Genomic DNA, 22,075 nt, shown 5'->3' on the forward strand with positions numbered 1-22,075 from the left:
ACGGCTCACGGCTGGTCGGCCTCGTGGCTCAGCGCGACCGTGGCGATCTCGACGCGCGAGTGGACGCCGAGCTTGCCGAGGATGTGGGAGACATGCGTCTGCACGGTCCGCCGGGACAGGAACAGGTCGCTCGCGATCTCGGGATTGGACATCCCCTTGGCGACCATACGGGCCACCTTCAGCTCGGTCGGCGACAGGGCCTCCCACCCGAACGAGGGCCGCTTGCGGGTACCGCGCACCCCGCGGCGGACGCCGTACGGCCGCACCCGGGTGTCGGCCCGGCGGATGTCCCAGCCCGCGCCGAGCGCCGCGTAGATCCCGACCGCCTCGTTCAGCCGGTCCCGCGCCTGTGCCGTCCGGCGTGCGCGGGCCAGGAGCACGGCGGCGTCCTCGAGGCTCTGGGCGCGCTCGAAGGGCCGGGACACCGACTCGTAGTGCCCGGCGACCGCGAGCAGCCGCTCGGGATCGCCCGCGAGGAGCCCGCGGCAGCGCTCGGCCGCCGCCCCCGCCCGCGCGGGACCGGACAGGGCGGCCTCCGCCTCCGCCTCCGTCGTACAGGCGGCGCAGGCCTTCCGCGCGAGTGCGTCGTCGTCGAGGTCCAGGGCGATGCGGACCAGGTCGGGCAGCCACTGATGGATCAGGGTCATCTGCCCGGGCCGTATGTCGAGGAGTTCGGCGAGCCGGTCCCTGGCGGAGGCGGGGTCGTCGTCCCGCTCGGCGCTGAGGGCGTCGGCCGCCAGCAGGAAGTCGCCGTTCTCCCAGTCGGAGACCGTGACGGAGGGCAGGGCCAGGCCCGCCTCCAGATGCCTGCGCGCCGTGTCACGGTCGTCCCGGTGCCCGGCCAGCAGGGCGGCGACACCGTGGTAGAGCAGGATCGGGCCGTGCTCGCGCAGCCCGTAGTGGGTCACCTCCGGTCCCTCGACGACCACGGAGTCCAGTGCGGTCCGGGCGTCGTCCCAGCGTCCGGCCCAGAAGCAGTGCACGGCGGTGCCGATGTGCAGCGACGCCTGGGAGGGGTCTCCTCCTTGTTCGGCCTCGGTGACCGCCGCGCGGAGGCCGGCCTCGGCGTCGGAGAGCCGGTCGAGGTTCTGGAGGGTGAAGATCTTGTTGTCCAGCGCCCAGGACCGCAGGTCCCGGTACTCCGGATCGTCGCCGATGACCTCCAGCGCGCGGTCCACGCTGGACAGGGCGCCGCGGAAGTCCCGCCGTACCGCCTCGGCCAGCCACACCACGCACAGGGCGTAGCCGATGCCGAACCTGTCCTCGGCGTCCTCCGCCACGGCGAGCGCCTCACGGGCCGTGGACTCCGCGGCGGCCACCTCGCCCGCGTCGGCCCGCAGGAACATGGCGAGCAGGGCCTGCAGCCGCGCCCGCCACATCGGTGCCGGGCCGGCGTCGAGCGCCTCCTCGGTCACGGTCACCGCCTGCCGGCTGCGGCCGACGCTGAACAGCACGCGCGCCAGGATCCACCGTATCTCCGCGGTGATCTCCGGATCGTGCGCCAGTTCCAGCAGTTGCCACGCGCACGTCTCCGCCTCGGTGTTGCGTCCCAGCCGGAACAGGGTCTTGGCCAGCGCGGCGGTGAGGACCTCCCACCGCTCCTGCTCGGTTCCCGCACAGTGGTCGGCGCCCCGCCGCAGCAGGTGCGCCGCGGTCTCCGGCACCCGGTGGGCGAGTGCCGCGGCGTGCTCGACGGTCCAGTCCAGCGTCCAGCCGTCCACGGTGTCGCTGCTGAGGATCTGCTCGGCCACCCGCTCGACGGGGGCGCCGGCCCTGTCCAGCACCTCGGCGGCCTGGCGGTGCAGGGCCACCCGCAGCGCGGAGGGGATGGTGTCCCGCAGTGCCTGGTGGATGAGCGGGTGCCGGAAACGCAGGAGGCGGTTGTGTTCCCCCACGACACCGGCGGCGATGGCGTACCGGAGCGGGGAGAGCAGGATGGACGGCGGTTCTCCGAGCAGGCCCGCCAGGTCGGTCACCGAGAACTCCTGCCCGAGCAGGGTCGCCGAGCTCAGGGTCTCCAGCACCTCGGGCGGCAGGAAGTCCAGACGGCGCGTGATCACGGACGACAGGGACGGCGGGGGGACGGCCGTGCCCGGTGCCGCCGCGGACCCGGTCGCCGCCGGGTCGGACAGCTGCGCGGCCGGCCCGTCCCCGGGCGCCGCCCGGTGCCGGCGCCGGAGCACGTCGAGCATCTCGCACAGGTACAGCGGGTTGCCCGCGGCGTTGTCCGCCAACCGCCGCAGCTCGGAGTCGGGCGGCCCGCCGGCCAGGTCGGTGACCAGCGCGGACACCTCGGCATCCGTCAGCGGGCCCAGGGAGAGGAGTACGGCGTCCCGCGCGAGGACGCTGCGCCTGAGCCGGTCGACGGGCTCGCGCTGCGGCACCGGCCGGCTGACGGCCACCAGCAGGAGCGACTGCTGCTCCACCACTTGGGCCAGCCGGTGCCAGGCGAGCAGGCTGGCTTCGTCCGCCCACTGGATGTCGTCCATCACCATGATCAGCGGCTTGGCCGTGGACAGCTCGTCGACCAGGGCCAGCAGCTCTTCCATGGCCGGCCACAGGGGCTCGGTGATGCCCGGGGCGCCGGGGGCGCCGTGCAGCAGTTCGGAGATCCGCGCCCGGCGCCCGCTCGCCTCGTGCGTGTCCACCTGGAGGCAGTCGAGCACGGCGTGCAGCGGTGCGTGCCGGCTCATCTCGTCGGCCGTCGCCCACATGGTCCGGCAGCCGAGCTCGGGCCCCTCGGCCAGGCCCTCGGTCACCAGGGCCGTCTTGCCGATGCCCGGTTCCCCCTCGACCCAGAGCAGGCCCCCGCGTCCCGCGGCCACGCTGCGCACCAGCTCGCGCAGCTGCGCGGTCTCCGCCTCCCGCCCGACGAACACCCGGGGCGGCGCCAACGGTGCCATGTCGGACAGCCTAGCCCAAAGTACCCCGTCCCGAAGGGGGCGCTCGCCTGCCGCCGACCGGGTCATGTGCGGTGCCCCCGCGCAGGTCAGCTGCCGGGGACGGCGCCGTGCGCCATCACGTCGCGGTACCAGCGGGCGCTGCTCTTGAGCAGGCGCCGCTGGGTGGTGTAGTCGACGTAGGTGATGCCGAAGCGGCGGGAGTAGCCGAACGTCCACTCGAAGTTGTCGAGCAGGGACCAGACGAAGTATCCGCGTACGTCCACGCCCGCGGTGATCGCCGCGTGCACCGCGGCCAGGTGGTCGCGCAGATAGCGCACCCGCGCGGTGTCCCGCACCCGGCCCGCCCCGTCCACGCGGTCCTCGAAGGCCGCGCCGTTCTCGCTCACCAGGAGGGGGATGTGCGGGTACCGGGTGTGCAGCCGGCGCAGCAGCCGGGTGAGCCCGGACGGGTCGATCGGCCAGCCCATGGCGGTCACCGGCCGCTGCCCGTCGACCCGGAAACGGACCGTCTCCGCCCCCGGCCAGGGGCTCGGTCCGGGCGCCGCACCGCCCTCGGCCACCGTCATCGGGTTGTAGTAGTTGACGCCGAGCAGATCGATGGGCGCCGCGATGGTGTGCTCGTCCCCGGGACGCACGAACGACCAGTCCGTCAGACGGCCGGTGTCGGCCTTGACGTCGTCGGGATAGGCGCCGAGCAGCAAGGGGTCGGCGAACATCCGGTTGAGCAGGCCGTCGATCCGGCGGGCGGCGTCCCGGTCTGCGGCGGTGTCGGTGGCGGCGTCGACCGGGGAGAGGTTGAGCGAGACCGAGACCCGGGCCCGGCGGCCGGCCGCGGCGCGCAGGGCCTGGGTGGCGAGGCCGTGGGCGAGCAGGAGGTGGTGGGCCGTGCGCAGGGACAGCGCGGGGTCGGTCAGTCCGGGTGCGTGGACCCCCGCCGCGTGGCCGAGGAAGGCGGCGCACCACGGCTCGTTCACGGTCGCCCACAACGGGACCCGGTCGCCCAGCCGGTCGGCGACGGCGCTCGCGTAGTCGGCGAAGCGGGCCGCGGTGTCCCTGGCGCCCCAGCCGCCGCGCTCCTGAAGGGCCTGCGGCAGGTCCCAGTGGTACAGCGTGAGCGCCGGGGTGATGCCCCGCTCCAGGAGGGCGTCGACGAGTCGTGCGTAGAAGTCGAGGCCGGCGGGGTTGACCGGTCCCCGGCCGTCGGGCTGGACCCGCGGCCAGGAGACCGAGAAGCGGTAGGCCCCGAGGCCCAGCCGGCCCATCAGGTCCACGTCCTCGGCGAAGCGGTGGTAGTGGTCGGCCGCGGTCGCGCCGCTGTGGCCGTGCAGGACGGTCCCGGGCCGGGCACAGAACGTGTCCCAGATCGACGGTCCGCGGCCGTCCTCGGCGGTGGCACCCTCCACCTGGTAGGCGGCGGTTCCCGCCCCCCACAGGAAGCCGGCGGGGAAGCGGAGCACCTCGGGGTGCGGTGCGCTGCCGGGGTGCACGGTCGGCGCGCTCATCACGCCGCCAGTCCGGTCCGGCGCGGAGCGCTGTGCGGAAGCGGTGCGGGCGGGCAGGCCGCTGCGAGGATCCCGGGGAAGTGGGCCCAGACGGTCTTGCTGCCGTCCGGGTGGCGTTCCATGGCGATGCCGCCGCCCAGCTCGGCGGCCAGCAGTTCGGCCAGGGCCAGGCCGCGGCCGCTCTCGGCGTCCGGGCCGGCCCGGCGGGCGACGGGGACCCCGGGGCTGTTGTCGCCGATGCCGAGCTGGACCAGGCCGTCCGCCCTGGCCTCCACGATGACGGTGATCTGAGGGCCGGCGTCGCCGGAGTGCCGGATGGCGTTGGTGGTCAGCTCGGCGAGCACCAGCTCGACGGTGGCCGCGGCGTCGCTGGTGCCCTCGAGCCCCCAGTGGCCCAGGATGCCCATCACGGTGTGGCGGGCGAAGGGGACGGTGACCTCCGCCGCGGGAAGGATGAGGTGCCTGCTGCATGGCATCGTAGTCGTACCCACTTTCCTGTGCGGAAACGGCTGCCCTGCCGGGGCTCTGGCGTGGGCCATGGGGATGCTCCGTTTCCTGCGACGTCGGGCCTGGTGCCGGTGCCGCGCACCAGGTGTGACGGATATCCGTGGACATCTCCCACCATGCTCCCCGGGCGGGGCCGAAACATCCGCTACCTGCCGATGGTTCGTGTGCATCCGCCACGCCCGGGGGCGGTTCGCGCGCGCCCGGCGCGTGAAACATCCGCCAGGGGGGCCGCCGGGCCGCCGCTCAGCCGACCCTCCGCGTCACGTTCAGCAGGTACTCCCTCCGGTTCAGCGGGTTGTGATCGGTGCGCGGCCGCCGGGGCACCGTGCCGTGCACGACGGGCTCGTAGTGGGCGAAGGCGCTCTCCAGCTCGCCCTCGCCCCTGGTCAGTCCGGGCAGCCGCTGCTCCAGCGCGTGCACCCGGGCCGCCGGTACCGTGCCGTCCAGGAGACAGAGCCCGCCTCGGGTCTCGGTGGTCCGCGGTACGGCGCCGAGCCCGGCCAGCACCGGCAGCAGCGCGCCGAGGGTGTCCTCCGGGGCCTCGAGGCGGAAGCGGTGCACCGGCTCGCACACCGCGGTGCCCGCCCGTCGCAGGGCCTCGGCCAGCACGAGCGGGGTGAGCCCCCGGAAGTCGGCGGCGGTGCTGGACATGCTCCGGTCGAAGGGCTGGTGGCCGTGGCTCGCCCGCGGCCAGTAGCCGCAGTGGGTCATGGTGACCGTGCAGTCGGTGACCCGCCATCCGCACAGTCCCTGCTCCAGGGTGTCGCGCACGGTGTCCTCCACCGCCTTGAAGAAGGCGTACGGCATGGCGCCCAGCTCCACCTCCCGCCGGAAGTCCACGCCCGAGCCGGGCGAGGCCGGGTCGACCCGCAGGCCCAGCGTCGCGATGAACGGGTTGCCGTCCTTGCGGATGAACTCGACGGCGTTCCCGGAACCGGCCGGCCGCTCGACGCACAGCGGTGTCGTCGCGCGGAACGTGACGTCGATGCCGTACTCCTCGGCCAGGGTGGCCTGGACGATCTCCTTCTGCACCTCGCCGTAGAGCGACACGGAGGTCTCGCGCCGCCGCTCGTCGTGGCGCAGGGCGATCAGCGGGTCCTGCTCGGCGAGCCGGCCCAGCGCGAGGTGCAGTGTGCCCGGGTCGACACCGGGTCCGGGGACCACCACCGTCTCCAGGGTAGGCGGCGCGAAGAACTGTCCGTGCTCCTTGCGGGGCTCCCCGAGCGGGTCGCCGACGCGGACGTCCGCCAGCCCCCACAGCCGGGCGATCCCGCCCGCCGGCACCGCGTCCGCGCGTGTGTCCGTGCCGTGGCCGAAGACGCTGATGCCGGTGACCCGGCCCTCCGCCGCCCCGTCGGGGCCGAACGGGATCCGGTCGCGGGTGCGCAGCGTTCCGGAGTACACGCGGGCGTAGGCGATCTTCTCCCCCGCCGCTCCGCGCTCCACCTTGAACACCGCGCCGGACACCGGGCCGCCGGGGTCGCCGCCGGCCGGCGGCAGCAGTTCCTTGAGCCCGGCGAGCAGTTCTTCGACGCCGGCGCCCGTGGCGGCGGAGCCGAAGAGGACGGGGTGGACGAGCGCCGCCCGGGTCTGGTCGACGAGGGCCGCGCGCAGCCGGGCGGGGGTGAGGGTGCCGGCCACGTAGGCGGCGATCAGCTCGTCGTCGTGGTCGGCGAGGACGTCGGCGGCGGCCGGGGGGAGGCCGGGCACGAAGCGGGCCTCGCGGGTTCCGAGCCGGCTGGTGGTGCCCAGGGGCACGATCGCGGGGGTGAGGCGTGCCGCGATGTCGCGGAGCAGCTCCGTCTCCCGCGCGCCGCGCCGGTCGATCTTGTTGACGAAGAGCAGGGTCGGGATGTCCAGCCGCCGCAGGGTCCGCATCAGCACCCGTGTCTGCGCCTGCACCCCCTCGACGGCGGAGACGACCAGCACGGCGCCGTCCAGCACGCCGAGCACCCGTTCCACCTCGGCGATGAAGTCCGGGTGGCCGGGCGTGTCCAGGAGGTTGACCGTCACGTCGTCCAGCGGGAACGAGACGACGGCGGACTTGATGGTGATGCCGCGCCGGCGTTCCAGCGCGAGGGTGTCGGTGGTGGTGTTGCCGGCGTCGACGCTGCCGACCTCGTCGATCACTCCGGCCGAGTGCAGCAGCCGCTCGGTCAGGCTGGTCTTACCGGCGTCGACATGGGCGAGGATTCCCAGATTGAGCACGTGCACGAAGCGTCATGTCCTTCGGAGAGCGGGGTGTTCCTTCCTGGGGGGACATGAACGGTTCGCGCATTGCTGCTCCCGGGGTTCTCGGCTGTGGTGTCCACGGCAGTGCAGCAGACCGGTGCGAGCGGCCGCAACGGATTAAGGGCCGCGCGGGCGGGTAGTCGCCGGGTATCACCTCCGATCGTAGGAAGGAGGTCCGTGGAAGCGAACCACTCGCAGCGCCCGGGCCTTCCGTCGAGACGAAGCGGCCCGGCCTCTCAGCGCCGGGGCAGCCGGTGGAGGTGCACCCCGGCGATCCGCCCCGCGGTGACGGTGGCGGTCATGTAGGTGCAGTGGGGCTGCCGGCGGCGGTCCGTCGGAGAACCCGGGTTGAGCAGACGGAGTCCCGTGGGCGCGGTGGTGTCCCACGGGATGTGGCTGTGTCCGAAGACCAGCACGTCGAGGTCGGGGAAGCGCCCGGCGCAGCGGGCCTCCCGGCCCTGCGCGGGTCCGGTCTCGTGGATCACCCCGAACCGCAGCCCGCCGAGATCCGCGTACGCGACCTCGGGCAGCCGGGCGCGCAGTGCGGGCCCGTCGTTGTTGCCGTACACCGCGATCAGCCTGCGGCTGCGGCTCTCCAGCAGGTCCAGGGTCTCGGTATCGACCCAGTCCCCCGCGTGGAGCACCACGTCCGCACGGGGGAGGTCGTCCAGCAGCGGCTCGGGCAGCCGCTTGGCGCGCTTGGGCAGGTGGGTGTCGGAGGTCAGGAGCAGGCGCACGGTGTCCCGCTAGTCCTCGCCCCTGACGATGTTCGCCTCGGTCTCCGGCGCCGGGGCGGCGAAGACGCCGCCGCGGTCGACGGCGGGCAGGCAGGTCCGCAGCGGTTCCTTGCCGCGCAGTCGCCGGGCTCGCGCCCAGCCGGTCTCCGGCCGGCGGGGCCGGGGCTTGTCACTGGTCTCCGAGGTCACGACACATCATCTTCCTTCCGCGTCCGCTCACCCCTCCGGGTATCCGCAGCCCGGCCGTGCAAACCCGCGGTCCTCGCGCATGCCCGTCCCGGCCGCCAACGCCCGGCCCGGTGCGGGGAGTTCGGGTACGGGCCGCGGGGCCTCAGGTGTGGGGCCGGGCGACGCCGATGTCACCGAGGGCCGACTCGGGGTCGCGCTCCATCGGGGTGTCGCCCACGAGACGACCCCGACGGGCCGTCCGGCCTCGACGACGGGGACGCGGCGCACGGCGTGGTCCAGGCCGTCGTCCGGGCCCACGGTCACCAGGTCGTCGCTGCACGCCCCGGCCACGGTGGTCTGCTCGGTGTCGACGCCTCAGACGGACCGCACGACCAGGTCCCGGTCCGTGACCGGCCGCGCAGCCGGTCGCCGTCGGTCACCAGGACCGCCCCAGGCCGCGGTCGCGCATGATGCGGGCGACCTGGGCGACGGAGGTCTGCGGCCCGACGGTCACCGGCGTCCCGGTCATGACGTCGCGGACGTGCTGTGTCATGGCGTGTCCCTCTCGTCCCTGTCCTCGGGGTCCTCGGGTGATCTGCCGGGTACCGGGTGGAGCCGGGCGGTCACCCCGCGCCTGCCCGCCGCGCGCCGCCGGCGTCAGTTCAGGACGAACTCCGCCCACACCTGCTTGCCCCCGCTGACGGGGAGCGTGCCCCAGGCGTCCGACACGGCCTCGACAAGCAGGATGCCCCGGCCGCCGGTGGCCTCCCAGCCGATGCTCGTGGGCTTCACCGGGGTGCGGGGCGAGGCGTCGGCCACCGCCAGGCGCAGCCGTCCGTTGAACAGGGTGAGGTCGAGCCGGACCTGGCCGTCGGTGTGCACCAGCGCGTTGGTCACCAGTTCGGAGACGGCGAGCAGGGGGGCGTCGAGGTCCTCGGTCACGCCCCAGGAGCGCAGGGTGCGCCGGGTGAAGCGGCGGGCGTGGCCCACCGCCTGGGGGACCCGCCACACCGTCCAGCTCTCCCGCAGCGGACGGGAGGCCATGCCGTCGTAGCGCATCAGCAGCAGGGCGACGTCGTCGCTGCGCGGGGCCTTGCCGAGCAGTTCGTCCGCGACCGCTCCGAGGTGGGCGGGGTCGGAGGCGGACAGCTGCCGGGCGAAGGCGTCCATGCCCTCGTCGATGTCGGCCTCGTGCGACTCGACCAGGCCGTCGGTGGTGAGCGCGACCATCGTGCCGGGCTGGAGCCGGAGCGGGTTCATGGGGAAGTCGCTCTGCCGCACCACCCCGAGCGGCGGGCCGCCCTCGGCCTCCGCGATGTCCGTACGGCCGTCCGGGTGACGCAGCACCGGCGGCAGGTGGCCGGCGCGGACGCACCAGGCGAAGCCCTCCTCCATGTCGATGTCGACATAGCAGCACGTGGCGAAGAGGTCGGTCTCCATGTCCATGAGCAGCCGGTTGGCGTGGGAGACCACCACGTCGGGCGGGTGTCCCTCGACGGCGTAGGCGCGCAGCGCGGTGCGCATCTGGCCCATGAGGGTGGCGGCACCCGCGCTGTGACCCTGGACGTCGCCGATGACGAGCGCCACGTGGTTGTCGGGCAGCGGGATCACGTCGTACCAGTCGCCGCCGAGCTCCAGTCCGGCGGTGCTGGGCAGGTAGCGGGCGACGGCGACCGCGCCGGGCAGCCGGGGCAGCCGGCGGGGCAGCAGCTGGCGTTGGAGCATGCCGACCAGTTCGTGCTCGGCGTCGAAGGCGCGGGCCCGCATCAGGGCCTGTCCGGCGAGGCCCGCGGCGGCGGTGAGCAGGGCGCGTTCGTCGGCGCCGAAGTCGTGCGGGGTGTCCCAGCCGATGAGGCACGCTCCGGCCATGCGGTTGCCGGCGGGCAGCGGGAGCACGGCCAGGCCGCCCGGGCCCACCTCGGCGAGGGCGGTCTCCAGGGGCGACCCGGCGGGCCAGATGCTCGCCCGGCCCTCGCGCAGCGCGGCGGCGAGGGTCGGCATGGTGCGCACGGGGGCGTCGGGCCACTCGGTGCGCCATTCCGCGCGCCACAGCTCCGGCCAGGCCTCGGGTTCGGGCGGGTCGAGGACGGTGACCACGAGCCGGTCGCTCTCCAGTTCGGCGAGGGCAATCCGGTCGGCCCGCAGGGGGCGGCGCAGCGCGGCGACCACGGCCTTGCCGACGTCGCGGACGGTGACGGCGGTGGCCAGCGCGGCGGCGAGGCGCTGGACGCGGGCCACGTCCGTGATGTCGGAGCGCAGCGTCGAGGCGTCGGCGACGGAGCCGACGAGGCGGGCCGGGCGGCCCTCGCCGCCGGGCACCAGGCGGCCGCGCAGCCTGAGCCATTTGGGCGGCCCGTCGGGCTGGAGCACCCGGAACTCCAGCTCCCGCTCGCCGATCGTCATGTGGTCGGCCTCGACGACGGACATCAGCGAGGGCAGGTCCTCCGGCACCGTCAGGCCCATCAGGCTCTCCACCCGGCCGTCGAAGTCCTCCGGGTCCATGCCGAACAGCTCCAGGACGTCGTCGTCGACCTGGACGCGCCCGGTGTCCATGGCGAGGCTGAAGCCGCCCGGGGGCAGTTCCGAGCCGTCGACGAGGGCGGGGGGCGCCGGGGAGGCGACGGCGTCGGCGACGAGGCCGAGGCAGTGGCGGTCCTCGGCGTCGAATCCGCCGGGCCGCTCGCTCACCGCGAGCAGGCAGCCGCCGCCGTCGTGGCTGACCGGCAGGGCCGCCAGGTGGAAGTCACGGCTGGGTACGCGCCGCGACTGGGCCTGCGCCGCGAGGTCCTCCGGGTCCAGCCACACCTGCCGTCCGCGGTGCGCCTCGGCCACCGGGGAGTGCCCGGCGACGGGGTAGCTGTCGCGCACCCCGCACTGCGTCCTCGGGACTCCGGCGGACTCCGCCAGATAGAGCAGTTCGCCGTCCGCGTCGGGCGTGTACAGGCCGGCGAAGGCGGCGCCGGCGAAGACGAGGGCCTGCTCCAGGATCCTGCGCACCCGTTGGGGTGAGTCCGGGTCGGCGGCGATCGCCGTCAGGGCGCCTTCCGCACGCAGCGTCCTCCTGCTGCCTCCCGCAGCGCCCTCACCGACCACATTGGCCATTACAGCGCTTATGGGACACCTGCGCAGCCCCTGTGGCCGTTCGGCGGCTCCGGAGGGGGACCCGCGCGGCGGGCCGGGTCCGCGCGGGGGAGCCTTACGGCGCCGGGCCGGGGGTAACCGGAGGGTGCGCCAGGGAAGCGGGACGGGGCCTTAGGCCGCTCCCCCGAAGCATCCGGCCGCCTTTCCTCGCCGCTCGTCGTGCGCGAGGACCCCGTACGGGGGAGATTGGGTCCCGTGGCCGGTGGCGCGGCCGCGCGAGGAGGTGGTCGGCGTGTCGGAGGGGCAGTCCTCCGCGCAGGCTCCGTCCGGGGTACGGGCGCCGGTCGGCCGTCCGCTGCTGTCGCTGTCGCTGGCCGCGATGATGGACGAGGTGCACGCGCACTCCGGGGCGGTGTACCTGCTCGCGCCGGACCAGCCGGTGCTGGAGATGGCGGTCATGGCGGGGCTGCCGCGCGCCTTCGCGGCGCCGTGGGAGCGGGTGGGGCTCAGTGCCCCGATCCCGGTCTCCGACGCGGTGCGCGAGCGGCGGCTGGTCTGGGTGGGCGGCGAGGAGGAGATGGCCCGCCGCTATCCCCGGATCGCCATGGTGCTGCCGTACCCCTTCTCCCTGGCGGCGCTGCCGGTGGCGACAGCGGCCAGGGCGTACGGCGCGATCTTCGTGACCTGGCCCGGCGCGCACCCGCCGGACCTGTCCGACTGGGAGCGTGATCATCTGACCGCCGCGTGCGACCGGCTGGCGGTGCGGCTCGAGCGGGCCGCCGAGCAGAGCCTGCCGCTGGCGCCCGAACCGGATCTGCTGGCGGCGCCGCTGGTCGGCGGCATGGCGGGCACGCTCGGCTCGGTGGAGGCGGCGCGGATGGTGGCCCGGCTGCCGTACGGCCTGTGCTCGCTCGATGTGCACGGGCGGGTCACGTTCGCCAACACCGCCGCGTCCGAGCTGCTCGACGTCGCGACCACCCGGCTGCTCGGCGCCCACCTGTGGGCGTCGGTGCCGTGGCTGAACGACCCCGTGTACGAGGACCGCTACCGGGCCGCGCTGTTCAGCCAGCACGTCACCTCGTTCGTGGCGCTGCGTCCGCCGAACGAGTGGCTGTCCTTCCGGCTGTATCCGAGCACGACCGGACTCAGCGTCCGGATCAGCCGGGCGCGCGCGGTCGCGGAGATGAACCGCACGATGCCGCGGCCGGAGCGGGCGGGCACGCGGCTGGTCACCATCTCCCAGGTGCTGAGCCTGGCCGGCGCGCTGACGGAAGCGGTCGGGGTGCAGGACGTGGTGCAGCTCGTCGCGGAGGAGATCGCTCCGGCGGTGGGCAGCCAGGGGCTGGTGATCCTCGGGTCCCGCGCGGGCCGGCTGCGCGTCCTGGGCCACCGCGGGTACCGGGATCCGCAGGTCGTCGAGCGGTACGACGGGATGCCGCTGTCCGAGCCGACGCCCGGCAGCCAGGTGCTGCGCACCGGGGTACCGGCCTTCTTCGAGTCCCGCGGCGACCTCGAACGCCTGTACCCGACGCTGGTCGAGCACGTGTCCGAGTTCACGGCGTGGGCGTATCTGCCGCTGATCGCCTCGGGCCGCCCGGTGGGCACGTGCGTGCTGTCGTACGCGGCGGCGCACCACTTCACGACGGAGGAGCGGGCGGTGCTGACCAGCCTGGCCGGGCTGATCGCCCAGGCGCTGGAACGGGCTCTGCTCTACGACGCCAAGCACCGGCTGGCGCACGGGCTGCAGGAGGCGCTGCTGCCGCACACGCTCCCGCCGATGGCAGGTGTCGAGGCGGCCGCGCGCTATCTGCCGGCGACTCAGGGGATGGAGATCGGGGGCGACTTCTACGACCTGGTGCCGACGGAGGGCATGGCGGCGGCGGTGATCGGGGACGTGCAGGGGCACAACGTGCGGGCGGCCGGCCTGATGGGGCAGGTCCGCACCGCCGTCCGCGCGTACACGGCGGTCGGGCAGGCGCCGGAGGAGGTCATGCGCAGCACCAACCGGCTGCTGCTGGACCTGGGCTCGGAGCTGTTCGCGAGCTGTCTCTATCTGCGGCTGGATCCCGCGCACGGGCGGGCCGTGATGTCCCGGGCGGGCCATCCCCCGCCGTTGCTGCGCAGGCCGGACGGGCGGGTGAGGGTGCTGGACCTGGCCGGTGGCCCGCTGCTGGGGATCGACGGCGCGGCGACGTATCCGTCCACGGAGGTGGACCTGGCGCCCGGTTCGCTGCTCGTGCTGTACACCGACGGTCTGGTGGAGTCCCCCGGCACGGACTTCGAGGACGCTCTCGCCGACCTGAGCCGCCGCCTCACCGACCTGGGCGACCTGCCCCTGGACGACCTCGCCGACGCGCTCGTCCAGCACGGCGCGGACCCGGAGGGCCGCCCGGACGACGTCGCGGTCCTCCTCCTCAGGGCACTCCCGACACCGGAATAGCCGGGACCGCCGTCCCCTGGCGGGAGCGCTCACGGCTCCGGCAGAACCCCGCGGGGCAGTCATGCGCAGGCGAGCGCTCCCGGACACGCGCCAGGGACTGCCGACGCCCGGCAGGAGCGCCCGCAGTGCCGGGCGAGCTCCCGCAGGGCAGAGATGCGCACGGCACGGCCGTCCCGGGCACAGTCACGGAGCATCGGAGCACGGCCGAGCCGGGCGAGGCTCGCGGGTGTCACGCCCGGCCGGTCCGGGTCGGGTGGCATGCGGTGCGGGCGGGCTGCCGGGGTCCGGGGACGGAGGTGCCGGGGGAACGGCTCGGCCCCGCCACGGGTGTGGGGCGGGGCCGGCTCCGGGTGGCAGAAGGTCAGTGGGTCCGGGTCAGGCCGGAGTCGTGGCCCGCCCCCTTGCCGGCTCCGCCGTCACCGGCGCCCTCTCCGGCTTCCCCGCCGGCGCCTGCCTGGTCACCGCCGGCGCCCTGGTCGCCGCCTACGCCCTGGTCGCCGCCGGCGTTCTCGTCGCCCGCCTGGTCGCCGGCGCCGGCCGCGCCTCCGTCGCCGAGGGTCGCGCCGACCGCCTCCAGGGCCGTGGTGACCGGCTGGAAGAACGTCTCGCCGCCGTTGGTGCAGTCGCCGCTGCCGCCCGAGGTCAGGCCGATGGCGAGACCGTCCTGGGTGAACATCGAGCCGCCGCTGTCACCGGGTTCGGCGCAGACGTTGGTCTGGATGAGGCCGGTGACCGTGCCCTCGGGGTAGTTCACCGTGGCGTTCAGGCCGAGCACCTGGCCGTCGGCGAGCCCGGTGGTACTGCCCATCCGGAACACCTGCTGGCCCACGGTCGCCTCCGCGGCCTGGGAGATCGCAACCGTCTGGTCGCCGACGTCGACCTCGCTCGGCGCCTGCGTGGCGGGGTCGTCGTACGTGACGAGGGCGAAGTCGCCCTGGCCAGGGAAGACCGCCTGGTCGACCGTGGCGATCGGCTGTCCGCCCTGCGTGTCGGACCACTGGTTGCCGCCGGCGGCGCAGTGACCGGCCGTCAGGAAGGCAGGACTGCCGTCGGCCGCGGTGACGTTGAAGCCGAGCGAGCAGCGCGCTCCGCCGGAGAAGATGGCGTCACCGCCGGAGACGAAGGTCTTGAAGGTTCCCGCCGACTTCTTGACGGTCGCCATGCCGGAGCCGAGGCTCTCGACCGTGGACTCCAGCCGGTCCCACTTCTCGCCGGTCACCGTGCTGTCGGCGGTGACGAGGATCTTGTTGGTGCGCGGGTCCACGGCCCACGAGGTGCCGGGGATGGTCGCCTTCGTCTTCAGGGTCTGCGCCCCGGCCTCCAGCTCGGTCATGCTGTTGTCGACCTCGCGGACGGCCGCGCCCGCCTTCTTGGCCTGCACGATGACGTTGTTGTCGTCGCCCGCCACGACGTTGACGACGAGCTGCTTGTTCTCGCCGTCGTAGTAGGAGCCGGCGAACGCGTCGCCGAGGAGGCCGGCGAGCTGCGAGGCGAGGTCCGAGGCGTCGCCCGCCTTCAGTGTCTTCGGCGCCGCCGCCGCGTCGCCCGACGCACCGTCCTGCGACGCGTTGGCGTTCGGGAGCAGGATCGCGGCGGCTCCGAGCGCCACCACACCGCCCGCGGCTATCGCGGCCTTGCGCTTCGGAATTCGCTTGTGACTCAAACTTCTCGACCTCCTGTGGGGGACCGGAGTCGTGCCGCCGTTCGGCAGCTGTTCGGGGCGCCTGGACGGCTGTTGGTACGCATGGGGCGGCGGGTGCGTTCAACGGTGCGTCACCCTCACGCACCGGAATCGGCCATGATCGGTGCGTGGTGACCATGGAGCGGAATCCCGGTTTCAGCGAATCTGCACAGCGAAAGCCCAACCCGGTCACCGGAGGCGGTGGTCGTTCACAGGCCGGCGGACCGGGTCACGCCTTTGCGGCCGGTGTGCCGGATTCCGCCCACGGGGCCGCAAGCGGCCGGATGGGGCGATGCGGTGGGGCATGTGAAGAAGTCGCCGCCGACCCGTGCCCCCGTCTGCACGCTTGGGCCCTCCTGCGGCGCAAGTTGCCTGGTGAGACGTTTGATTGATTGGAAGCCGCCGCCCGCCGCGTGCTTTGATCCATCGCACCGCAAGGCCGTTCCGGGCTCCCGGCGACGGGCGTCCGGCGCCCGCGGTCGCGGCCTTCACCGGTCCCCGGAGGGGGCCGCTCCCCCCTTGTGACATTCCATACGAAGGGAAGTTCCCACATGAACTCCACCCCCCAGGTCGAGACCGTCGAGATCTCCGACGCCGACCTCGACAACGTCTCCGGCGGCCTGTCCGTGAACGCCGTGAACACCCTGACGGGCGCGGTGGACAGCATCGCCCCGGTCTCCGGTCTGGTCGACACGGCCGTCGGCACGGTCGAGGGTGTGACCGGTCTGAACACCGCCCCGGTCACCAACCTGGTCGCCGGTCTCTGATCGCGTCCTCGCGTCGCCGAGTCCCGGAGCCGCCCCCCGGCTCCGGGACTCCGTGGTGCGGCAGGGGTCACCCCGTCCCCTCGCTTCGCCGCCCCGTCACATCACTTCGCCACCCCGTCACATCGTTCGCACTGTTCGTCCAGGTGAGGGAAGACCCGTGCAGTTCCGCCAACAGGCCCTCGCCAAGCTCCAGTCGCCGGAGGAGCTCGACCTCCCGGTGCGTTTCGCCCGCCCGCAGGGCTGGCTGGTGCTGTCCGTGACCGTGATCGCGATGGCGGCCGCCTCGGTGTGGGCGCTGACCGGATCGGTGTCCTCCACGGTCGCCGCGCCCGCCGTCCTCACCCACGGCAAGGGCAGTTACGTCCTGCAGAGCCCCGTGGCCGGCCAGGTCACCGCCGTGCTCGCGAAGGAGGGCGAGCGGCTGCCCGCCCGCTCCCCCGTTCTGAAGGTGCGCACCGAGCGCGGCGACACCGTCGTCCGCTCCCTCGACGCGGGCCGGATCAGCGCGCTCGCCGCCGGCACCGGACAGATCATCGGCACGGGGGCGGATGTCGCCGCCGTGGAGAAGGTCCCCGGCGGCGATGCTCCGCTGTACGCCACGGTCTACGTCCCGGCCGGGAGCGCCGCCGACATCCCGGCACACGCCCCCGTCGACCTGACGGTGCAGTCGGTGCCGAGCCAGGAGTACGGGGTGCTGCACGGCGAGGTGACGTCGGTGGACCGTTCCGCCCAGTCCGCCCGGCAGATCGCCGCGTTCCTCGGGGACGCCCAGCTGGGCGAGCAGTTCACGAAGGAGGGCAGACCGGTGGCCGTCACGGTCGAGCTGGCGAAGTCCTCCGCCACGAAGAGCGGTTACGCGTGGTCCTCCGCCGAGGGCCCGCCGTTCGAACTGACCTCGATGACCCTCGCCTCGGCCTCGATCCGGCTGGCCGACCGGCGTCCCGTCGACTGGCTGCTGCCGTGAGCACCGCGCAGGAGACCCGCGGCCGGCGCCGTGCCGCCCCGACCGGGCGGACGGTGCCCAAGTCCCGGGCCGGGACCGTGCGTAGCCCCACCGTGCTCCAGATGGAGGCCGTGGAGTGCGGCGCCGCCTCGCTGGCGATGGTGCTCGGCCACTACGGCCGTCATGTCCCGCTGGAGGAGCTCCGCATCGCCTGCGGCGTCTCGCGGGACGGCTCGCGCGCCAGCAATCTACTCAAGGCGGCCCGCAGTTACGGGCTGACCGCCAAGGGCATGCAGATGGACCTGGCCGCCCTCGCCGAGGTGACGGCCCCGGCCATCCTGTTCTGGGAGTTCAACCACTACGTCGTCTACGACGGCATGGGCCGCCGGTTCGGCCGGCGCGGCGTGTACGTCAACGACCCCGGCAAGGGGCGGCGGTTCGTCCCCCTGGAGGAGTTCGACGGCAGCTTCACCGGTGTCGTGCTGGTGATGGAGCCCGGCGAGGACTTCACCCGGGGCGGCCGCAAGCCGGGCGTGCTCGGTGCGATGCCGGCCCGGCTGCGCGGCACGGCCGGCACCATGCCCGCGGTGGTGCTGTCGAGTCTGCTGCTGGTGGCGGTGGGCGCGGCGGTGCCCGGACTGAGCCGCACCTTCATCGACGACTTCCTGATCGGCGGGCGTACCTCGACGCTGGACGCGCTGTTCACGTCGATGGGCGCGTGCGTGCTGCTGACGCTGGTGCTGACCTGGCTCCAGCAGGGCAATCTGCTGCGCGGCCGGCTGATCTCGTCGACGCTGTCCAGCGCCCGCTTCCTGCGCCATCTGCTGCGGCTGCCGGTGACGTTCTTCGCCCAGCGCAGCCCGGCCGACCTGGTGCAGCGTCTGCAGTCCAACGACGCGGTGGCCGAGACGCTGGCCCGCGACCTGTCGTCGGCGGGCGTGGACGCGGTGGTGGTCGTGCTGTACGCGGTGCTGCTGTACACGTACGACCCGCAGCTGACCTTCGTGGGCATCGGGGTGGCGCTGCTGAACATCGCGGCGATGCGGGTCGTCATCCGGCTGCGCGCGACCCGTACGGCGAAGCTGCGGGCGGACACGGCGCGGCTGACCAACACGGCGTACACGGGTCTGCAGCTGATCGAGACGCTGAAGGCGACCGGCGGGGAGGACGGCTACTTCCGCAAGTGGGCCGGGCAGCACGCCATCACCCTGGAGGAACAGCAGCGGCTGGGGGTGCCGAGCGCGTGGCTCGGGATCGTCGCGCCGACGCTGGCCACGCTCAACAGCGCGCTGATCCTGTGGATCGGCGGCATGCGGGCGGTCGAGGGGCACATCTCGGTCGGTCTGCTGGTGGCCTTCCAGGCGCTGGTCACCCGGTTCACCGCACCGCTGACCCGGCTCAACGGCGTCGCGGGCCGGATCCAGGACTTCGCGGCGGACGTGGCCCGGCTGAAGGACGTGGAGAGCTTCCGCGCGGATCCGCTCTACGGCCGTCCCGGCGCCGGTGAGTCGACCCGCCGGCTGCACGGCCATGTCGAGCTGCAGAACCTGACGTTCGGCTACAACCCGCTGGACAAGCCGCTGCTGACCGGTTTCGACCTGACCGTGGGTCCCGGACAGCAGGTGGCGCTGGTGGGCGGCTCCGGCAGCGGCAAGTCCACGGTGTCCCGGCTGATCTCGGGCCTGTACACGCCCTGGGAGGGCGTGATCCGGATCGACGGGCAGCGCATCGAGGACATCCCGCGCGGTGCGCTGGCCGCGTCCGTCTCCTTCGTCGACCAGGACGTGTTCCTGTTCGAGGGCAGCGTCCGCGACAACGTGGCGCTGTGGGACCCGTCGATCCCGGACGAGGCGGTGGTGGAGGCACTCGAGGACGCGGCGCTCTACGACGTGATCGTGCGCCGTCCGGGCGGCATCCACAGCCCGGTCGAGCAGGACGGCCGGAACTTCTCCGGCGGCCAGCGCCAGCGCCTGGAGATCGCGCGGGCGCTGGTGCGCCGGCCGAGCATCCTGGTGCTGGACGAGGTGACCAGCGCGCTGGACGCCGAGACCGAGCTGGTGGTGATGGACAACCTGCGCCGGCGCGGCTGCGCGTGCGTGGTGATCGCGCACCGGCTGTCCACGGTGCGCGACAGCGACGAGATCGTGGTCCTGGACCAGGGCACGGTCGTGGAGCGCGGGCGGCACGAGGAGCTGGTGACGCGCGGCGGCGCGTACGCGGCGCTGGTCAGGGAGCGTTGAGATGACAGCCGTGCACGAGGGGCAGGGCGGCGACCTCGTCCTGGGCGCGCTCGGATCGCTGGGCACGCCGATCGACTGCTCCGGGTTCGGGCGGCTGGACCTGGAGGGGCCGCAGGTGCTGTGGCTGATCGTGTCCGGCGCCGTGGACCTGTTCGCGGTGGACGCCGAACAGCAGGGCCACTGGCATCATCTGGGCCGGCTGGAGGCGGGTTCGCTGGTGCTGGGTCCGGTGGCAGGACCGGCGCACACGCTGGTGGCGCGGCCGCTGCGGGACTGCGTGGTGCGCCGCATCGGCCTGCGCGAGCTGTACCAGCCGGCGAGCACCCAGACCTGGTCGTACGACGCGTACGGCAACCCGCAGTACGTGCCGCCGACGACGAGCCCGCTGGAGTACGCCCTCGCGCTGGGGGTCGGGCGGAGTCTGTCGGTGCTGTTCCAGGCGCCGATGGCGACGGAACGGGCCGCGGCCCCCACCGACGACGACGTGTTCTGGATGCAGGTCCCGCCGGGCAGTGTGCAGTACGGCTCGCTGTACGGGGCGGAGGCGGCGGCCGAACTGCTGATGGATCCCGCGCTGTGGCAGAGCATGGTCGACCAGCAGTACCGGCTGATGACCACGCTCGACCGGTGGATCGAGCAGCTGGAGCAGACCCACGAGGACCGGACCGCCGAGGGCATCCGGGCCGGTGAAGCGGTGCGGGTCCAGGCCGACCGGACGCTGCTGGCGGCGATCGGCAAGCGGTCCGGGCAGCGCACGACGGCGGCCGACGCGGATGCCACGTACGCGGCGTGCCGGCTGGTGGCCCGGGCCGCCGGTGTGCCGCTCGCGGCGGCAACGCAGTCCGGCACCGGCGGGGACCGGCTCGATCCGGTCGAGCAGATCGCCCTGGCGTCCCGGGTGCGCACCCGCATCGTGCGGCTGGAGGGGCGCTGGTGGCGGGACGACGTCGGTCCCCTGGTGGGCCGTCGCGCGCTGTCGGGTGCGCCCGTGGCGCTGCTGTGGCGGCGCGGCGGCTATGTGGCGGTGCATCCGGCGACGGGCCGGGAGACACCGGTCGAGAAGGCGAACGCGGAGGAGTTCGAGCCCCGGGCGGTGATGTTCTACCGGCCGCTGCCCGAGCGGCGGCTGAGCCCGCTGCGGCTGCTGCGGTTCTGTATGTCGGGCACGCGCGGCGATCTGACGGGTCTGCTGCTGAGCGGGCTGGTGACGGTGGTGATCGGGGCGCTGGTGCCGCTCGCCACGGGCAAGGTGCTCGGCGAGTTCGTGCCGGCGGCGCGGACGGACCTGATCGTGCAGCTGTGTCTGGCGGTGATGGTCTCCAGTGTGGTGGCCGCGGCCTTCATGCTGCTGCAGAACCTCACCCTGCTGCGGCTGGAGGGCCGGGTGGAGGCCACGCTCCAGCCGGCCGTCTGGGACCGGCTGCTGCGGCTGCCGACCCGGTTCTTCACGGAGCGTTCCACCGGTGAGCTGGCGAGCGCGGCGATGGGCATCAGCGCGATCCGCCGGCTGCTGGCCGGGGTGGGGCCCACGGTGACCCAGTCGGTCACGGTGGGGGCGGTGAACCTCGGGCTGCTGCTGTGGTTCAGCGTGCCGATGGCGCTGGCCGCGATCGGGCTGCTGGTCGTGATCGCGGGGGTGTTCCTGGGTCTCGGACTGTGGCAGGTGCGCTGGCAGCGGCGCCTGGTGGTGCTCACCAACAAGCTGAACAACCAGGCGTTCCAGACGCTGCGGGGGCTGCCGAAGCTGCGGGTGGCGGCGGCGGAGAACTACGCCTATGCCGCGTGGGCGTCCCAGTTCGCCCGCGGCCGTGAGCTCCAGCAGCGGGCCGGCCGGATCAAGAACCTGTCGGCGGTGCTGGGCGCGGTCTACCTGCCGCTGGTCACCCTGGCGATGTTCATGCTGCTCGCGGGGCCGGCGCGCGGCTCGATGACGGCGGCGGAGTTCCTCGCCTTCAACACCTCGGTGACGATGGTGCTGACCTCGGTGACCCAGCTGACCGGCGCGTTCGTGTCGGCGGTCGCCGCGCTGCCGCTGTTCGAGCAGATCAGGCCGGTGCTGGACGCCACGCCGGAGGTGCGCGCGGCCAGCACCCGGCCGGGTCCGCTGTCCGGTGCCGTGGAGGCGCGGCGGCTGTCCTTCCGCTACTCCGACGACGGGCCCCTGGTGCTGGACGACGTGTCGTTCGAGGCGCGGCCGGGCGAGTTCGTGGCGGTGGTCGGCCCCAGCGGCTGCGGCAAGTCCACGCTGCTGCGCCTGCTGATCGGTTTCGACCGGCCGGTGTCCGGCAGTGTCCTCTACGACGGCCAGGACCTGGCGGCGCTCGACCAGTCGGCGGTGCGCCGGCAGTGCGGTGTCGTGCTCCAGCACGCGCAGCCGTTCACCGGGTCCATCCTGGACGTCATCTGCGGGAGCGAGCCGTACACGCCGGAGGAGGCGATGGCGGCGGCGGAGATGGCCGGGCTGGCCGACGACATCCGGCGGATGCCGATGGGGCTGCACACCATCGTGTCGGGCAGCGGCGCGGTCTCCGGCGGTCAGCGCCAGCGGCTGATGATCGCCCAGGCGCTGATCCGCCGGCCGCGGATCCTGTTCTTCGACGAGGCGACCAGCGCCCTGGACAACGAGACGCAGCGCACGGTGATCGAGAGCACCAGAGCGCTGAAGGCGACGCGGATCGTGATCGCGCACCGGCTGTCCACGGTGCTGGACGCGGACCGGGTGGTCGTGATGGAGAGCGGCAAGGTGGTCCAGCAGGGTCCGCCCGCCCGGCTGCTGGCCGACACCGGCGGACGCCTGCACGAGCTGGTACGGCGCCAGCTGGCGTGAGCGGCCCGCTCTCCTAGTGCCCCGACAGGCAACGTTCGCCCCGTCGC

Annotated in this window: 13 protein-coding genes and 1 pseudogene; 5 read left to right on the top strand and 9 right to left on the bottom strand. The window is 73.7% G+C overall.

Annotation, left to right across the window (positions count from 1 at the left end):
- Positions 1-5: 5 nt before the first annotated feature.
- From AC5L3C_RS01880 to AC5L3C_RS01915, 8 genes and pseudogenes are all read right to left on the bottom strand, one after another.
- Positions 6-2,903 carry a helix-turn-helix transcriptional regulator gene (locus AC5L3C_RS01880; protein WP_493646492.1) on the bottom strand — a complete coding sequence of 966 codons (2,898 nt, stop codon included), beginning with the start codon at positions 2,901-2,903 and terminating at the stop codon, positions 6-8.
- An 86-nt stretch (positions 2,904-2,989) separates the two neighbouring features.
- Positions 2,990-4,405 (bottom strand): GH1 family beta-glucosidase, encoded by a 1,416-nt coding sequence (locus tag AC5L3C_RS01885; protein WP_493646493.1) that lies wholly within the window; start codon positions 4,403-4,405, stop codon positions 2,990-2,992.
- Positions 4,405-4,881, bottom strand: coding sequence for an ATP-binding protein (locus AC5L3C_RS01890; RefSeq protein ID WP_493646494.1), 477 nt, complete (start codon positions 4,879-4,881; stop codon positions 4,405-4,407). Before AC5L3C_RS01890 ends, AC5L3C_RS01885 begins: the two co-directional genes overlap by 1 nt.
- A gap of 274 nt (positions 4,882-5,155) precedes the next feature.
- Positions 5,156-7,126: a GTP-binding protein gene (locus tag AC5L3C_RS01895; protein WP_493646495.1), complete on the bottom strand. Its 1,971-nt coding sequence runs from the start codon at positions 7,124-7,126 to the stop codon at positions 5,156-5,158.
- A 254-nt stretch (positions 7,127-7,380) separates the two neighbouring features.
- Entirely contained in the window at positions 7,381-7,881 is a 501-nt protein-coding gene (locus AC5L3C_RS01900; protein ID WP_493646496.1) for a metallophosphoesterase family protein, read from the bottom strand.
- Positions 7,882-7,890: 9 nt separating this feature from the next.
- The gene (locus tag AC5L3C_RS01905; protein ID WP_493646497.1) at positions 7,891-8,070 is read right to left on the bottom strand and encodes a hypothetical protein; all 180 of its coding nucleotides are present in this window, start codon (positions 8,068-8,070) and stop codon (positions 7,891-7,893) included.
- A 142-nt stretch (positions 8,071-8,212) separates the two neighbouring features.
- Positions 8,213-8,602, bottom strand: a pseudogene (locus AC5L3C_RS01910) (CBS domain-containing protein).
- A 104-nt stretch (positions 8,603-8,706) separates the two neighbouring features.
- The gene (locus AC5L3C_RS01915) at positions 8,707-11,151 is read right to left on the bottom strand and encodes a SpoIIE family protein phosphatase (RefSeq protein ID WP_493646498.1); all 2,445 of its coding nucleotides are present in this window, start codon (positions 11,149-11,151) and stop codon (positions 8,707-8,709) included.
- Between the two features lie 271 nt (positions 11,152-11,422).
- Between AC5L3C_RS01915 and AC5L3C_RS01920 the strand changes: the two genes are divergently transcribed.
- Complete coding sequence (locus AC5L3C_RS01920) at positions 11,423-13,570, top strand: PP2C family protein-serine/threonine phosphatase (RefSeq protein WP_493646499.1); 2,148 nt, start codon at positions 11,423-11,425, stop codon at positions 13,568-13,570.
- A gap of 361 nt (positions 13,571-13,931) precedes the next feature.
- Here AC5L3C_RS01920 and AC5L3C_RS01925 read toward each other — a convergent pair whose 3' ends face one another.
- Positions 13,932-15,233 carry a S1 family peptidase gene (locus AC5L3C_RS01925; protein ID WP_493646500.1) on the bottom strand — a complete coding sequence of 434 codons (1,302 nt, stop codon included), beginning with the start codon at positions 15,231-15,233 and terminating at the stop codon, positions 13,932-13,934.
- A 569-nt stretch (positions 15,234-15,802) separates the two neighbouring features.
- Here AC5L3C_RS01925 and AC5L3C_RS01930 point away from each other — a divergent pair.
- The 4 genes from AC5L3C_RS01930 to AC5L3C_RS01945 all read left to right on the top strand — a co-directional run bounded on the left by AC5L3C_RS01930 (position 15,803) and on the right by AC5L3C_RS01945 (position 22,028).
- A complete protein-coding gene (locus AC5L3C_RS01930; protein ID WP_125501864.1) occupies positions 15,803-16,018 on the top strand; it encodes a type A2 lantipeptide in 216 nt (71 codons plus the stop codon).
- Positions 16,019-16,175: 157 nt separating this feature from the next.
- Positions 16,176-16,982, top strand: coding sequence for a hypothetical protein (locus AC5L3C_RS01935; RefSeq protein ID WP_493646501.1), 807 nt, complete (start codon positions 16,176-16,178; stop codon positions 16,980-16,982).
- Positions 16,979-19,201 carry an NHLP family bacteriocin export ABC transporter peptidase/permease/ATPase subunit gene (locus tag AC5L3C_RS01940; protein WP_493646502.1) on the top strand — a complete coding sequence of 741 codons (2,223 nt, stop codon included), beginning with the start codon at positions 16,979-16,981 and terminating at the stop codon, positions 19,199-19,201. Before AC5L3C_RS01935 ends, AC5L3C_RS01940 begins: the two co-directional genes overlap by 4 nt.
- 1 nt (position 19,202) lies before the next feature.
- A complete protein-coding gene (locus AC5L3C_RS01945; protein WP_493646503.1) occupies positions 19,203-22,028 on the top strand; it encodes an NHLP bacteriocin export ABC transporter permease/ATPase subunit in 2,826 nt (941 codons plus the stop codon).
- The last annotated feature ends 47 nt before the right edge of the window (positions 22,029-22,075 follow it).

Source organism: Streptomyces speibonae (assembly GCF_984686075.1).

Coding starts and splice junctions, on each gene's coding strand:
- AC5L3C_RS01945 (WP_493646503.1), top strand. CDS start 19,203: ATGACAGCCGTGCACGAGGGGCAGGGCGGCGACCTCGTCCTGGGCGCG.
- AC5L3C_RS01915 (WP_493646498.1), bottom strand. CDS start 11,151: ATGGCCAATGTGGTCGGTGAGGGCGCTGCGGGAGGCAGCAGGAGGACG.
- AC5L3C_RS01890 (WP_493646494.1), bottom strand. CDS start 4,881: ATGCCATGCAGCAGGCACCTCATCCTTCCCGCGGCGGAGGTCACCGTC.
- AC5L3C_RS01930 (WP_125501864.1), top strand. CDS start 15,803: ATGAACTCCACCCCCCAGGTCGAGACCGTCGAGATCTCCGACGCCGAC.
- AC5L3C_RS01880 (WP_493646492.1), bottom strand. CDS start 2,903: ATGGCACCGTTGGCGCCGCCCCGGGTGTTCGTCGGGCGGGAGGCGGAG.
- AC5L3C_RS01885 (WP_493646493.1), bottom strand. CDS start 4,405: ATGAGCGCGCCGACCGTGCACCCCGGCAGCGCACCGCACCCCGAGGTG.